Source organism: Enterococcus sp. AAFC-DPL-5182 (assembly GCF_058216605.1).
Map to the genome: position 1 here is coordinate 3,088,461 of NZ_CM177101.1, position 15,453 is coordinate 3,103,913.

Sequence of the window (15,453 nt, forward strand, 5' to 3'; positions counted from 1 at the left end):
AGAAGCGCTTCTCTTATAAGTAAATTAGATACTAAAAAAAACGACATTCACTTCTATTCTGCAGATTAATTGCCGAATAGAAGTGAATGTCTTTCCTTATTATTGGATAATAAAGCAAATTCTGTCATCTCAACTTTCTTACTTATTAAAACAAGACTATTTTTTGTTGATCAATTGAACGCCAAGAATAGTTGAGATAATCAGAGTAGTAATGATAAAAAGAGTTTTCGATATCATATAGCCTGTCTCTAAGGGATTCCCATCAACAAGAATTTTATCAGGATTTAAACTAAATAGTAACGATATCAGTATTGATGCAAAAATAATGACATAACCAATCACTTTAACAAACTTTGTATTCATATATTGAAGTCCTTTCTGTTTACATTTTTTACTTAATAGTTAATTAAAGCAGTACCACCAATACTAAAAAACAATACTGCTCCCATCTGTTTCCAACATCTCAACTCATAGTTTCATCTCAGTATTCATAAGCATTTATTGCTATTGCTGATTAATGAAACTTCCAATCCAATAAACAACTGGATACCCAAGCATAATCAATGACATCCCTTTAAGGACTAATGGAAAAGTCTGTTTTTTTATTTGTTGTTTAAAATAAGGTCGCAACACGTTTAAAGTAATCGGAAATAGTAACATCATCCCTAAGGTCAAAACCGGAGCCTGATTAAAATAAACGGCTACCAAAATTGAAACATAACTTAAACACGTTAACAGGATAAGCAATAAAACACTATTTTTCTTGCCAATATAATAGACAAGTGTCTTACGCCCATTTTTAATATCTTCCTCAAGATCACATGTATTATTTGCCAGTAAGTTATTAAACATACAGAAAAACATCGGCATAAAAGCCATCAGCATGCCCCAAAGTGAATGCAACGTTAAACTAGACGCCCCATAATTCGCCAAGTAAGCACTGATTATCGGAATCATAAAACCACTTAATACTGATGGAATCGTCTCCGCTATTGGTAAACTATTGATCGGTCTTCTCCCATAAGAATAACCAAAACCAACATAATATCCTACAAGCCCCAAAATCAACACTAAGCCATCCGTACTAAAAACTAAAATAGCGCCAAAAACCAAAGAAATGAACAGAAAAAATAAAAAAGTCCTTTTCACTGTTTTTAGAGAAAGGTTCCATTTACTAACTGTGCTCGTTTGTTTTTTATAATGATCATCTTTCGCATTTTGATAATCCATATAATTATTAAACACATTCATCGTGATATGATAAAGAAATAAGACAATTAAGAAAATAAGAATACGCCAATTGAAAAAACTTCCTTGAGCATAACTGCTATAAGCCATTCCCAATAAGACCAAAAACCAATCAAGCGGAGTTGTATAAATTTCTCCTAACTCCCATAAAATTTTAAGTGTCATTTCTGCTCCAATCTAAACCCTTTTTTATGAATAACTTACAAACGATTATACCTTCTTTCAAGATAGAAGAATAATATTACCCTCCTTCACAATGAAAAAGCTATAAGTTATCCAATAAACGAATAATCTTATAGCTTTAGTTTTACTTTTTCAAATGATAACTGTAGGTCGCAACGACAATATTTTCCCGCCAAGATAATTTTAGACGTAAACGTAAGCTCGTTTGATTATGCAAAATGTTTTGCCAGCGCCGATTCGGAACAAATTGAGGAATCAACACTGTTGTCGTATAATTTCGTTTCGCAGAATTTTTACTGACGATATCTACATATCGAAGAATTGGATTGGTGATCGACCGATAAGAAGAATGAACCACAGAAAAACGTATATCTGGAAAATGTTTTTTAAATTCTGTTTCAATTTCCTGTTCTTTTTCTTTGTTTTCGTCTAATGATACATGCATCGCAACTACATAGTCACCAATCGAACGAGCATAATTTACTGCCCCTACATTGGCTTGCGTTGCGTTTCCCACTAAAACAATAACAGTATTCCCATAAAATTTCTGCTGTTCCGCCGTTTCTTCCACACGCAATTGCTCCGCTACATTTTTGTAATGGGCATGGATGCTGTAAAAAACAAAAATCAAAACGGGCATTATAATAAAGAATGGCCAGATATCACCTAAGCGATACATGAATAAAATAACGATAATACCATACGAAATCAATGCTCCAATAATATTAGCAATCGATTTTGACAACCATTTTTTAGTCTCCTTCCGCCATTTAAGCACCATTCCTGTCTGAGATAAAGCAAATGGAATAAATACACCGATTGAATAAAGTGGAATTAATCGCTCCGTTGACCCTTGGAAAATCAATAACAAGACAACTGATCCAGCTGCCAAAGTCAAAATCCCATTTGAATAACCTAAACGATCCCCACGGTCCATATACATATGTGGCATAAACTTATCCTTCGCTAAATTATAGGCCAATACTGGAAAAGCCGAAAAACCTGTATTAGCAGCCACAGCTAAAATCAGCGCTGTCGTAAACTGCAGTACATAATAAAGAATATTTTGTCCGAAGACTGCTTTTCCAATTTGTGCTAATACTGTCACTTCTGTTTTAGGAACGATTCCATACCAATAGTTGATAAACGTGATTCCAACAAAGAAAAACCCTAAAATCGCAGCCATCAAAGTTAATGTTCCTGCCGCATTTTTTGCTCTAGGCTTTTTGAAAAAAGGCACCGCATTACTGATTGCTTCAACCCCAGTCAATGAAGAAGAACCAGAAGAAAACGCTCGTAAAATCAAAGCAATCGTGATCCCTGGAACTACAGTGCCAGGGATTGCTGTAGCATGTAAGGGAACAGCTCCAGTAATAATTTTAAATAAGCCTGTTGCAATCAACAAAGTGATGACTGCAATAAAACTATACACAGGAAACATCAAAAAACTTGCAGACTCTCTTAGACCGCGTAAATTCATCAACATGATCAACAAAACAATGACGATCGAAATAGCTACTTGATGACCATACAAAGCAGGAACCGCTGAAATGATCGCCTCTGCTCCTGCAGAAACAGAAACCGCAACAGTCAACATATAATCCACTAGCAACGATCCGCCAGCCACTAACCCTGCATTCTTCCCTAAATTTTCACTGCTGACAACATACGCTCCACCGCCATGAGGATAGGCATGGATGATTTGCCGATAAGATAACGTTAATGAAATAAGTAAAATAATAACAAAAGCAGCAATCGGCAATGAATACCATATAGCAGCAGCAGATAACGTAACAAGTACAACAACGATTTGTTCTGTACCATAAGCAATCGAAGATAATGCGTCTGATGATAATAAAGCTAACGCTGCAAATCGGCTTAATTTATGCTCATCATTATCAGTAGATTTTAAAGGTTTTCCGATAAACAATCGTTTTAAATAGTCCACTTGGTCAATCTCTCCTTCTCTGATTATTTCTCTTCTGTTTTCAGAAAAAAACATGCTTTTTCCATAAACAATCACATATGCTACGCTCATACATTACGATTGTCAATTATTTACCTGTTAAACTAGTTGAATATTCATTCCTTCCTCCTTTTTTATTAAAGAAACTCTCAGGGCTTTATTTTATCAAGCCCCTCTTTTCAGAAAAAAAGACAAGAACCACCTTATTGGCGGTTCTTGTCTTGACCTCTATTTTAATGTTTGCCACGTGCGATGTTCATCAAAGTAGCTCGCTTCTCTTTTCGCCAGTTCAACAACACTTTTCGGATAATTCAGTACATGTAATAACTGAATAGCATTTCTCGTCGTGGCTGGCCCTTGCTTTAAGAGATAATCAAACGTCACGCCTTGTTCTTTCGTTACTTGTTCTTCAAAATGAACATTATCGCATGACTCTTTTAAAATTTCTGTCAACTCGATATCATGTGTGGCAACAAAAGCAAGCGATGGGTATTTTCCTAACCAATGAATCATACTAGATGAGGCGGAGATTCGTTCGATGGTATTCGTTCCTTTTAATATTTCATCAATAAAGCATAGACAAGGCACTTTCGTTTCAGCAAGATCCAGCACTCGTTTAACAGATTTTGTTTCTGCCACAAAATAACTGTCTCCTTCAAAGATATCATCTTCAACTGCCATCGAGGTCAAGATATGCCCAAATGGTAATTGGAACTTTGTAGCTAAGGCCGTGTGGATCGTCGCAGAAAGGATGCAGCTGATGGCTACACTCTTGACATAGGTTGACTTCCCTGAAGCATTAGAACCCGTTACAAGGGTGTTTTTAGTCCAATTCACCTCATTTGGCACAGGTGTTGCCAATAAAGGATGATATACTTCTGTTCCAGTCACCACAATTTCCTCTGAAAATATTGGTTGGCTCGTATCAGGCATTACCGTTCTAAAATTTAGCACAGCTGCTGCCACCTCTAATTCTCCAAGCAAACGCCACATTTCTTTCGCCTGCACTTCATAATTTGTTAGCTTCTTCAAAACAAAATTATACGAAATAAAAGGCAACATGAAAATCATTGCTAAATAATCAAACATCATTTCAGCCTCACTATTAGACTTCATTCTAAAAGAAATACCAAATTTCGTCATTGAGGCAAGAGGTTTAAGATTTTTCGTTAGTTCTTCTTGAAATGGGGTTTTTATCTTCTCTAATTTCTTTGCGCAAACGACCGTTTGCACCAAATACCCCATACAAATCAATTCTCGCTGTAATTTTTCCTTCTTTATCTGATAATAGATAACATTAAACAATATTGACCCTAAAAGTACTAGAACGGACCAAGTCATTGGGAACACTAGCACAAAAAGCAAAGCGGCAATCGGTAATAATCCGCAAAATAAATAAAATGTTGTATTTGGTAATTCCTGATTTCTTGTTTCGCTTAAATAACTTTCAACATGATTATGATCTTGTTTCCCCAAACAGGCAAACTGAAATTGAATTTCTTCTCGAATCGTTGGATTTTGTTTATAATAGTCGATCAATATTTCTAAGCGATCATGACTTTTTTCAGAGAAGTTAAAATTACGTAATCGTTGATATAAAGCTTCCGCTCCTACACTTGAATACGTGCCATTAATCCGTTCAAATAATGTAAAGGCATCTAAATCATACCAAGTAATATCATCGATCTCACTGTCATAACTTCTGTATTTTTTAGCCTTACGCCAAGCTTCCTTTAAACTTTCTTCTTTATCAAAAAAACGTGCGCTAGGAAATGCTCCCCATTTACTTTTGACCATTGCTTTTAATTTTAAGCGATTATAAATTTCCATTACGATAATAATAAAAATAATCAGTCCAACAAATCCTAATACGATCAATTGAGCCTCCATCCAACATCCCCCTTTTTTCTTTCAGTATAGGTTCTTATAGCGTTCGTTACAAGAAAAAATCCCTTTTGAAACTCAAAAAACAGCTGAGGGCGATCTCTTTAAGTCCGCTCTCAGCTGTTTTTCCTATTGATAATACTCTCGATTTAGGCTCTCGTATTCATCTAAATGCCATTCTTGCTCTGAAGGCGTATCTTGATTTAGATACTCAAGTCTGATCGGTTTGGTATACTGAGCATTTGAAGTCAACATATGAGAGATCGTTTCGTCCTGCATTTTTATAATATGTTTTAAACGGACTTTCTCTAACTTTAAATCCGTGATCTCTTCTTGTTGTAAATCTTTTTTCCCCAATAAACTCCTTAAAAATTGCTTGTCTCTGACAATAACTAGCGTTAACACAACGATTACTACAACCAGAAAATATAGTACCAATACTAAATTAGTATCCATTTTTATAATTCCTCCTAACACTCCATCCCTATGTTACCATGTTAGAAGTCTGGATTTTCTCATTTTTTTAGTAAAAATAACTATTTTTATATATTTTTTTGAGAAAAACAACCAAATTAATATAATTATTGTATAACTACCGATAGATTTAAAGTAAATAATTATGATCAAAGATTACTTCTACTGTATAATCACCAATTTTTCTGTACACCTGTTCTTGTAGGCGGATTTTTAGTTCTTGATCTGTTGCCTTAAAATGATTTGGCACAACTAAGTCAAATAAAATACGAGGCCTTCCACCATGATCTACTAACCGAATATCATGTCCTTTAAGATCTGGGTTGATTCCTTTAATGATTTTCTTTAGTTCTTGGTGAATAAACTGTTGTCTTTGGTCATGTAAATTCACCGGATCAATATGGCAAACAAGATCCACGCCTAATTGTTCTTTAAATTTCTTTTCGATCTCATCGATCGTTTCATGCGCTTGTGTTAAATCCCAGCGGTCATCAATTTCGATATGAACTGAAGCAAATGTTTTATTCGGTCCATATTGATGGATCAGTAAATCATGGTAGCCTACAATATCTGGAACAGAGGATAAATACAGCTTCATCTGATCAATTGCCGCTTGATCTGGACGTAATCCCATCAACTCATTCACAAATTCCCGAATCAACTGCAATCCGCTAAAAATAATATAACAAGCAATCAATAACCCTACAATTCCATCAATTTTCAGTCCTGTAAGCCCTTCGACTGTCGCTGAAACTAAAACAGCAATCGTTGTAAATACATCATTCAAACTATCTTTAGCCGTTGCAATTAAAGTGTTAGAATCAATTTTTTTAGCTACTCGTTTATAAAAAACACTTTGCCACACCTTAATTAAAATAGACAACAACAGCACGATCAAGATCACAGGAGTTACTTTGATACTCTGCGGATCTTTGATTCGGTCGATTGACGTCATAAAAAACTGAAACCCAACAAACGTGATCAACAATGAAACCAACATGCCGCTGATATATTCAAATCGTTCATGACCATATGGATGCTCTTCGTCTGCTGGTTTACCAGAAATATAAAATCCAACTAAGGTTAGAACTGATGACACCGTATCCGATAAATTATTCATCGCATCTGCCATGATCGACACACTACCAGAAATCAATCCAATCAATAGCTTACTTACAAAGAGCAGCAAGTTAGATAACAAGCCGACGATTCCGGCAAAAATCCCAAATGCTGTTCGAATATCTGAACTTTTTTGTTGTCTTTTTTCAAAACGCTCAATTAAAAAATTTATCATGATAACCCCTACCTCGTTTTTAGCATATCTTAAGACTATAAAATGATTTCAAGAGTTTGTATAGTGAAAAGCTACTTTTATTAGTGACTTTTTATTGTTTAGAATACCCCAAGTTGATTGATGGGCATTCTTCGTTTTTTTGTTAGGGGTACCTTGAAGTACAGTTGCCCTATTCACCCATAGTTACAAAATAGCAAAAGATTGACCATCACCGATTAAAGGCTCCTCTCAATCTTTTGCTATTATTCATTGTTCATTTTTAATGGAAGATACGACTCTCGTGAGAGACCTTCGCTAATTTCTTCGTTTTTTCCTCGATATAAGGATATAAGAAAATACCTAATCCGCAGAAGACGATCGCAATACCGCTTAGGATAATGATTGCCTTCCAAGCATTTGGCCAGTAAATTCCGCCAGCCGATTCTCTCAATAAATTCACTGCATGGGTAAATGGTAAAAACGGATTAATAAATTGGAAAAATTTCCCAGATACCTGTATTGGGTAATTTCCCCCACCACCAGATATAGACAATACTAAGATAATGATCGCTGCACCTTTTCCGACATTACCGAAAAGCGCTACTAAAACATAGACCATCATCATAAAGGCAAAGGCGATCAATAGCGCAAACAAAACACTATAAAATGGTTGTCTGACATCTACACCTAATAAGAAATAATTCCCTAACGTAACAATCAGCGCTTGAGCCAAGCCCATTACTAAGAATGTTAACATTCTTGCAGAAAATTGTTCTCGTTTAGAAAATTTCCCACGATCTTTTTCATCTAAATAAAAATCAGTTGTTGCAACACTTGAAAATAAAACAGCTCCAACCCATAAACACAAGGCTGTATAAAATGGTGTGCTTGCTGATCCGTTATTCGCAATCGGATAAATTTTATTTTCAGAAACTTCAACTGGTTTAGCAAAGAAGTCACTTTCAGCGTTAGCATCCAGTTTAAGCAGTTTTATCACTTGACCAAGGTCAACATCCTTTTCACCTTTTCGGATTGCTTCTGCTGCTTTGTGCAAGCCTGTCTTGATATTTGGCCAGTCATTTTGAACTAAGTCATTGGCCTTATCTAAAGCAGACTCCAAATCCGGCATTTTGTCATTGACTGTATTTAAAGTATCTGTGATATTGTTTCTGATTCCTGGATAATCATTTTGAATGAAATTTGCGGCTAATCCAAGTTTATCTTCTATTACAGGTAACTCATTATTATAAAGTTCAGCGCCTTTGTTGATACCATTTACGATCGTGTCCATATGACCATTCAATAAAATATTGGCATCGTGAATCTCTTGTTTGATTGCAGGTAACTCTGCTTGGTATTTTTCTAAGATGCCGATTGCATTTGAGACAGTCGCTTCTGTTGAGTTTAACAATGAAGCAAAATCAATTTGCTTCGCTTGGTTAAGCAAACCTTGAGCTGTGCTGATCGTTGCGATCAGTTTCGTTAAAATATCATTGACCATCGTTGAAACTGCATCGACATCAATACTTGATGCTGTAGCAGCAATTTCATTTGCTGCATTTTGAATGGCTTCTAAATCAGCATCAGTAATGGCATTTACATCTAAACTATCGACTTTAGATTTTAAAGCCGAAATCAAGTTGCTAACGGTTGTTAACTTATCAATAGTCGGCTGTAACTCTTGATTTCCAGCAGCTTCTTGGATTTGTGTCAAAGTTTGGATCAGTTGTTGAATGACTGCTTGCTGTTGTCCTAAACTAGTTGATAGCTGTTGTTTCAACATTTCGCGTTCATCTGGCGTCAAACGATTATCTCTCAATTGTTCAACAACAGATGCAACACTGGAACTGATTGTTCCAATTGCTTGTAAGGTCACTTTCATACTACTAGTGATACCAGGTAAAGCTTCTTGTAATTTTGCTGCCCCTTCACTTGTTGCTGTCGCTAATTGATCTGCTTGATTTCCAAGTTTTTCAATATCAGGAAGAGCGGTTTGAACTTGCTGAATGATCGTTAAGCCTTGTTTGGCTTCATTGATTCCTTCGTTCATTGTTTGTTCAACTGAAGCAAAATCTTCATCGATCATTGCCAATTGTTTACCGGCATTTTGAATTTCCGGAATTTTTTGTTGTAATGTTAAAATAACTTTGGCTTGTTCTTTGATCGTTGGCATCTTATTATTTAAATCAACTAATTTGGCCCCTAATGCATCCACTTCGGGCAAGTATTCAACAAATTCATTGGCTTTCGCTAATTTTGTTTTCAATTCTGGCATCTTGCCATGCAATGCTACGACTTCTTGTGTGTACTTATCGATTTGCGCAATATTTTCATCTGTTGAAAGGATCATATTTTTCACTTTTGTAATGCTGACTAAATTAGAATCTAAATTATAGCCAATATCATTAAACACACTAACCAAGGTACCACTAGCTGTCTTAGTAAATTCATCTGTGATTTGGGCTTGTAAAGAAGAGGCCCCTTTCTCTGCAATCTTCGGTGCAATCGCATTGATTTTCTCATTGATCGAATAGTCTATTTTAGGCTTAGTGATTTCTCCTGTCGTGAAACTTAATAAGTCTTTAGAAAAATCTTTTGGCAGATAAATACCAGCATAATATTTACCTGATCTTACTCCTTTGTCTAATTCCTGTTTAGAGTCAACAAACCGCCAACCCAATTGTTTGTTTTCATGGAGGTTTTTCAGGACTTCCTCACCAATATTCACTTTTTTGTCTTTGAATGTTGCTGCTTGGTCATCGCTATATACCGCAATCGGCAGCTCTCCTGTGTTTGCATAAGGATCCCACAATGCTTTAATATTGAACCATGCATAAAGTGATGGAATAATCATCAGTGCAATAATCAAAAATGTAGCGATCGGGTTTTTAAAAATGCGTTGCCAATCTAATTTAAATAACTTCAATGTATTTTTTATGTGTTTCATCCTGCTCACCTACTCTTTTTAATGACTGATTTACTTTAGCATAATCGTTTTATCAATAACAAATGAAAAATCCATTTTTTGTCTATTTCTACGACAGGTTTCTGAAATTGTCGTAGAGATTTCCTCTATGTATTTATTTATACAACTTAAATAACCTATTTTCCCAACTTTTCCTCTATTGTTATGAAACTTTCTGACACCTAAAAAAAGACAAACTCATCCAAATGAATCAGCTTGCCTTTAGTTTTTTACTGCTTATAGTTTTGCTGAAAACTCTGATACCACTTTTTTCACTTCATTTACTGAATCAGGATCTAAGTAAGAAAGCGCTCTAGGAACCACACTCATAAGATACATCTTATCAAGCTTATCCGTTGATCTTCTTTCCATCAATTCCGCCAGCAAATGTTTCATGTCTTCTTGATGATCAGCTTTAGTCCGATCCATAATGAAGTCATAAAATTTCTTTTCGTCTGCTTTCATCGATTATGCCTCCTAGAATTTTATTCTATTATAAACTTAAATAATAATAAGGAGAAGCAATTTGCTTTTTTTATAAAATAAAGCAATAACAAACTATCTTTGTCTTGCCGTTTCAAGAAATATCAATAAAAACTTTATTTGCTCATTTATTATTTTACATTCATTCCTATGTCTAAGCCACAATGCAATAACATTCGTTATACTATAATCACACTTTATACTTTTCAATTAAAAACTCATATGCTGCACGGCTAATAATCCCCATCGGTTGATTGATCCCTGGATTAAAGTAAAAATCCATCGTGACTAACTCTTCCAATGTTGTTTCTTTATCAATTGCTAATGATAAGGTGTTGATCGATTGTGTAATATCTTTTTCAGACATCAACTGGCCGCCAATTAATTTGTGTGATCCCTTCTCGAAGACCATTTTGATATGTACTTCTTCTTGTAATGCAAGGTATGGTAATTGACATGGTAATGTTAAAAAGATACTTTCAACTTCTATTCCTTCAAACTTAGCTTCAATTTCTGTTAAACCAGTACTGGCAACATAACTATTGAAAATTTTTGTTGCAGTTGTTTTTTGTGTCATATTGTATTTCATCGGATGTCCTAAGACATTCATTGCCGCAACTGTTGCACTTCGTACGACATTATTCACTAAAGGAATGAACGATTTGCGATAACTATTACGAACAGGATAAGAAATAACATCACCTAAAGCAAAAATATTTGGATCACTTGTTTGCATATGATCATTAACACGAACGGTTCCGTTTGCATTCAAATCTAAAAAATCTTTGACTAATGTGGTATCTGGACGAGCATTAACTGCCACGATCACGTAATCATTTCTAATTTCTTCATTCGTTGTTCTAGTGATAAATAGGTCTTCATCGATATCTGAAAATCCAATAACACTCTCATTCAAATGGAGATTTATTCCAGAATCTCGAATTTTTTGTTCAATTAATAAGGATATTTCCTTATCTAAATAACGAAAAAGAACTGAGTCAGCACTTTCAATTAAATGAATTTCTTTTCCTTGGTCTTTCAAAGCATCACAAAGCTCTACACCAATGTATCCACCTCCAACGATTGAGATAGATTGGGACTGCTCTAATTTTTCTAAAGCCTCTACAGAACTTGGATAGCTTTTAAATACAGTTACTTTATCTTTACTTGGCAATGTCAAATTCGTTGAAAATTGATTTGATCCCGTTGCAAGTATTAATTTGTCATAACCTATTTCCTTTGTTTTATTATTAGCATCCTCATAAATAATTGTTTTTTTATCTGAATTTATGGTAGTAACTGTAGCATTAAGTAAAACATCTACACCCATTTTATTCAGTTCTTCCGATGTAAGATACCTCACTTTATCTAATTCATCGACTAATTGATTCATTCTCAATATGATTCCACTTGATACATAACTGATTTCACTTCTTTTTTCAATTAGAATAACCTCAGTTTGAGGATTTAATTTCTTTAATGTTAACGCAGCCTGAAGCCCACCATGTGAGGCTCCTATGATGATTACTTTCACTAAGGTTCTTCTCCTTCCAGTCTAATAAACTTCATTCTATTCGATAAATATGAACTACACTCTAATCCATTATATATATAATTTCATTTTTTTTATATAATAATAAACAGTAAATTTCTTTTTATAAGTTGCGTATTGCCATTTTGTTATGAATCAAGTATCCTTAAAGTGAGGTGTCTATTATGCTAAAACGAGATTTTTTAGAAAAGCCCTTCGATTATATGAATGATATACTATTATTTTTATACAACAATCAAGGCAAAGCGACAAAAAATGAGCTAGTCAACGAATTTCAAATTAGCTTACCAACATTAAATGAATATTTGTCTTTTTTACAAAGTTTTCTTGAAGAAAATCAGGTAAACGAATACGTAGAAATAACATTAAAAGGTGAAAATATTTCATTAAAAAAGCAACCAACTTTTCCATTAAAGAAAGTTGTTGTCCTTTTTTTGGAAAAATCAATTAAATTTCAAATGGTCAATCAGTTATTTACAAAAGGCGAACTGACATGTGATTATTTTCAGTTGAATTATGCAATCAGTTCTGCAACTTATTATCGTAAAATCACTGAACTCAATGACCTTTTAAAGGAATTCCGCCTGCAAATCAAACGAGGCAAACTCATCGGAGAAGAAAAACAAATTCGCTATTTTTTCTTTAGCTTCTTTTGGTTTCTTTTTGAAGATAAATCAAGTTTGGAAAAAGAGACAGCTAATCAATATCTTGGTTTTGTAGATATTTTGAAAGACTCTCTTAATCTAGTATTTGATCCAACTGAAGTGTTGCAAATTAAATTGTGGATGAAAATATCTTTCAGGCGACTGACCACTGAATACAATCCTGTCATCAGCCCAAACTATGATTATCCCGATCGTCCGCTATTTGAAGAAATCAATTTGGCCTTACATACATATATGAAAAAAATCGACCGTCCATATACTATTTATGAAGCTTACATGTTTTACGACTTTTTTTGTTCCATGCATAATTTTTCTCCCAACTCTTCTTTTGCTTTTAGATTGGCCGAAAAACAACGCAGGGAAAGTTCTTACTTAAACTATATGAATAAAGTTATCTTAAAATATCTGAAACAACAGGGATATTTATCGAGCTATGCTTCGTCTGCCCGATTATTGTATATTGAAAACCTCTTGTTCCAGCTTCATTCCCAACTGTATTATTTTGATGGTTTTATCTTAGCTTTTGATAGCTGGACCGTAAAATCTATTGTCAATGCTCACCGTCATCCATTTTCTGGCAATGAGGTTTTTGAGTTGATGGATATTGCAACTAAGAAATTTGATCAAGATGGTGAAAAAGGAAGTTATAAAAATAAATTCACTGAAATTCACTATACGATCATCTTAAACCATATTGCTGAATTGAATGAAGAAAAAATCGCAATTGGCGTCTATCATTCATTGAATCCTTTTATTGGTGAATTAGTTATTCAGCATTTAACAAATGTTTTAGGACACAAATACCCAATCAAAGCAGAAGCTTTCAAGGAAGAAAGCCATTATGATATTTTACTCTCTAACATTTATAGTGAGGTCATATCTGAAAAACAAGAATTAGTCTATATCTTTTCAGATATTGGTAACAGTTACGATATGACTGAAATTGAAAAACTGATCATTCAGTTGATTGACACAAGATAAAATATTTGTTGTTACATCTACTACTAATTGAAATTATAGCAGAGAATACCGTCTTGATGTTCTCCGTTTTCTTGACAACTATTAAATTTAATGAGAATAATCACAAATTCGGGCAAAATATTTCCTTTTTTGATTTACTATTATTTTTATAATTTTCACAAAAAATAATGTTTTTTCTGTTTATTCATAAAAATAAAAAAAACGATATAAATTTATCGTTTTTTTATTTTATCCATCCAATATTATCGAACGGAGCAAATCTAAAGGAGACGACTCCCTCAATAGCCTGACCGTCAACTAATCCAAAAGCTCTACTATCACTAGAATTATTTCGATTATCTCCCAGTACAAAATAATGTCCTTTGGGAATTTTTTTCAATTGTGACATTTGATCTAAACAATCCTCTGACACATTTACTTTGATCGTCCCATCAGGAAGTTCATTCGCAGCAGATAGTTCTGACACCTTTGGTAATGATTCTGCTTGATGATTGATAAATAAGTCACTGCCTTCTGTCCAAACCAAGTCTCCCGGCATGCCTATGATTCGTTTTACATATTGGAAATCACTTTTGACTGGTGGTTTAAAGGTGATGATTTCGTATCTTTTTGGTTCTTTTGTTCGTCGAACAATGACCCGATCTTTGTTTAATAAAGTTGGACTCATCGAATCCCCATCAACCATATGAGGAGAGGTATTTAAGATAAAGAAAAACACAAAGACTGCAAATAATACAACTGGCAGCATGAATTTAACGATTTCAATAATGTTTTCTTTTCTTTTTTTCTTTTTTCTTCTCTCAAATTCTTCTTTAGTTATTTTTTTCTTTTTTCTTTTTTTATTCGTTGGTGCGTTTTTTCTGTCTACCCCTTCTTTGGGTCTTTGCTTGTCTCTTGCTGCTTCTTTTACAAGTTCGCTTCGCTCTCTAGACTTAAGCTGTTTCTTTCTTTGTTCAGAATTTGGGTGTTTTCTGCTTCTATTTTTAGCTCTATTTTTTGGCTTTTTATTTTTGTTGAATTTTCTTTTTAGTTGGCGTTTTAGTCGTTCAAAACGTTCTCTTATCTCATCCATGATACACCTCAATCATACCGATTAATACTCTTAATTAAGAATAACAGACTGCCGTGTATTTTTCCATATAAAACTAGCTAGTCGTAAAAAGTACCGCACGACTTCACTTCTCAACTAATGAACTTGCTCTTTGTTACCGACTAGTTTCAGCGTCTCTTAATTCTTTTGCTGTGATAATGTTCTTACATTCAAAAAAGTGAGCGGGGCAAAACTCTAAAAGTTTTACTCCACCCACCTAAAATTCAATCCCTACTTTTTTATTCCTCAAGTAATACTGTTAGACGATCACTCAAACACTAATTCTTGCCCTTCAACAATCACACTATTGCTAAGTTGATTTCTGTTCATTAATGCTTGGATCGATAACCCAGAATCTTGAGCGATTTCCCATAAAGTCTGACCTTTTTTTACAACGTAGACCTCTTTGGGTACCTCTTTTTCTTGTTTTTCAGTAATCGTATTTTCTGTTGTTGCTTTCTGTTGATCTGATTCTGGAGTTGAAGGAGTTGGAGTAGGTGTTGCTATCGGTGCTTCACCTGCAGTTTCTGGTGTTGCTACCGATCCGCCTACAGATGCTCCTAAGACCAAAGAACTAGACATAAAGTATATAGCAGTACTAAACAATATTGCAGAAAAAATCAACAGTATAGTGTATGTTTTATTGATTCGTTTTTTCATATTGTTCTTCCCTTCATTTGTTCTATGAT

The 15,453-nt window shown here is 34.3% G+C and carries 12 protein-coding genes; 1 reads left to right on the forward strand and 11 read right to left on the reverse strand.

The annotated features are described in order from the left end of the window. Positions 1–156 precede the first annotated feature (156 nt). From AC4BB7_RS14475 to AC4BB7_RS14515, 9 genes are all read right to left on the reverse strand, one after another. Positions 157–363 (reverse strand): hypothetical protein, encoded by a 207-nt coding sequence (locus tag AC4BB7_RS14475; RefSeq protein WP_490483495.1) that lies wholly within the window; start codon positions 361–363, stop codon positions 157–159. A 141-nt stretch (positions 364–504) separates the two neighbouring features. After that, positions 505–1,413 (reverse strand): prenyltransferase, encoded by a 909-nt coding sequence (locus AC4BB7_RS14480; protein WP_490483496.1) that lies wholly within the window; start codon positions 1,411–1,413, stop codon positions 505–507. 142 nt (positions 1,414–1,555) lie between these two features. Continuing rightward, positions 1,556–3,379, reverse strand: coding sequence for an amino acid permease (locus AC4BB7_RS14485; protein ID WP_490483497.1), 1,824 nt, complete (start codon positions 3,377–3,379; stop codon positions 1,556–1,558). Positions 3,380–3,625: 246 nt separating this feature from the next. Continuing rightward, positions 3,626–5,287: a MutS-related protein gene (locus tag AC4BB7_RS14490; protein ID WP_490483498.1), complete on the reverse strand. Its 1,662-nt coding sequence runs from the start codon at positions 5,285–5,287 to the stop codon at positions 3,626–3,628. Positions 5,288–5,410: 123 nt separating this feature from the next. Then, on the reverse strand, positions 5,411–5,737 hold the full coding sequence (locus AC4BB7_RS14495; RefSeq protein WP_086314177.1) for a hypothetical protein: 327 nt from the start codon (positions 5,735–5,737) through the stop codon (positions 5,411–5,413). Between the two features lie 148 nt (positions 5,738–5,885). Beyond that, positions 5,886–7,049 (reverse strand): cation diffusion facilitator family transporter, encoded by a 1,164-nt coding sequence (locus AC4BB7_RS14500; RefSeq protein ID WP_170922983.1) that lies wholly within the window; start codon positions 7,047–7,049, stop codon positions 5,886–5,888. 259 nt (positions 7,050–7,308) lie between these two features. After that, positions 7,309–9,975 carry a YhgE/Pip domain-containing protein gene (locus AC4BB7_RS14505; RefSeq protein WP_490483499.1) on the reverse strand — a complete coding sequence of 889 codons (2,667 nt, stop codon included), beginning with the start codon at positions 9,973–9,975 and terminating at the stop codon, positions 7,309–7,311. Between the two features lie 255 nt (positions 9,976–10,230). Next, the gene (locus tag AC4BB7_RS14510; RefSeq protein WP_069646395.1) at positions 10,231–10,458 is read right to left on the reverse strand and encodes a hypothetical protein; all 228 of its coding nucleotides are present in this window, start codon (positions 10,456–10,458) and stop codon (positions 10,231–10,233) included. A 208-nt stretch (positions 10,459–10,666) separates the two neighbouring features. Then, positions 10,667–12,010, reverse strand: coding sequence for an FAD-dependent oxidoreductase (locus tag AC4BB7_RS14515; RefSeq protein WP_490483500.1), 1,344 nt, complete (start codon positions 12,008–12,010; stop codon positions 10,667–10,669). Positions 12,011–12,192: 182 nt separating this feature from the next. Here AC4BB7_RS14515 and AC4BB7_RS14520 point away from each other — a divergent pair, with 182 nt between their 5' ends. After that, positions 12,193–13,674 (forward strand): AcpB/EbpR/MafR family transcriptional regulator, encoded by a 1,482-nt coding sequence (locus tag AC4BB7_RS14520; RefSeq protein ID WP_490483501.1) that lies wholly within the window; start codon positions 12,193–12,195, stop codon positions 13,672–13,674. A gap of 223 nt (positions 13,675–13,897) precedes the next feature. Here the strand turns inward: AC4BB7_RS14520 and lepB are convergent, their stop codons facing one another. Together lepB and AC4BB7_RS14530 are read right to left on the reverse strand one after the other, a co-directional pair. Beyond that, positions 13,898–14,746 carry a signal peptidase I gene (gene lepB / locus AC4BB7_RS14525; protein ID WP_490483502.1) on the reverse strand — a complete coding sequence of 283 codons (849 nt, stop codon included), beginning with the start codon at positions 14,744–14,746 and terminating at the stop codon, positions 13,898–13,900. A 285-nt stretch (positions 14,747–15,031) separates the two neighbouring features. Next, complete coding sequence (locus AC4BB7_RS14530; protein WP_086314185.1) at positions 15,032–15,424, reverse strand: LysM peptidoglycan-binding domain-containing protein; 393 nt, start codon at positions 15,422–15,424, stop codon at positions 15,032–15,034. Positions 15,425–15,453 lie beyond the last annotated feature (29 nt).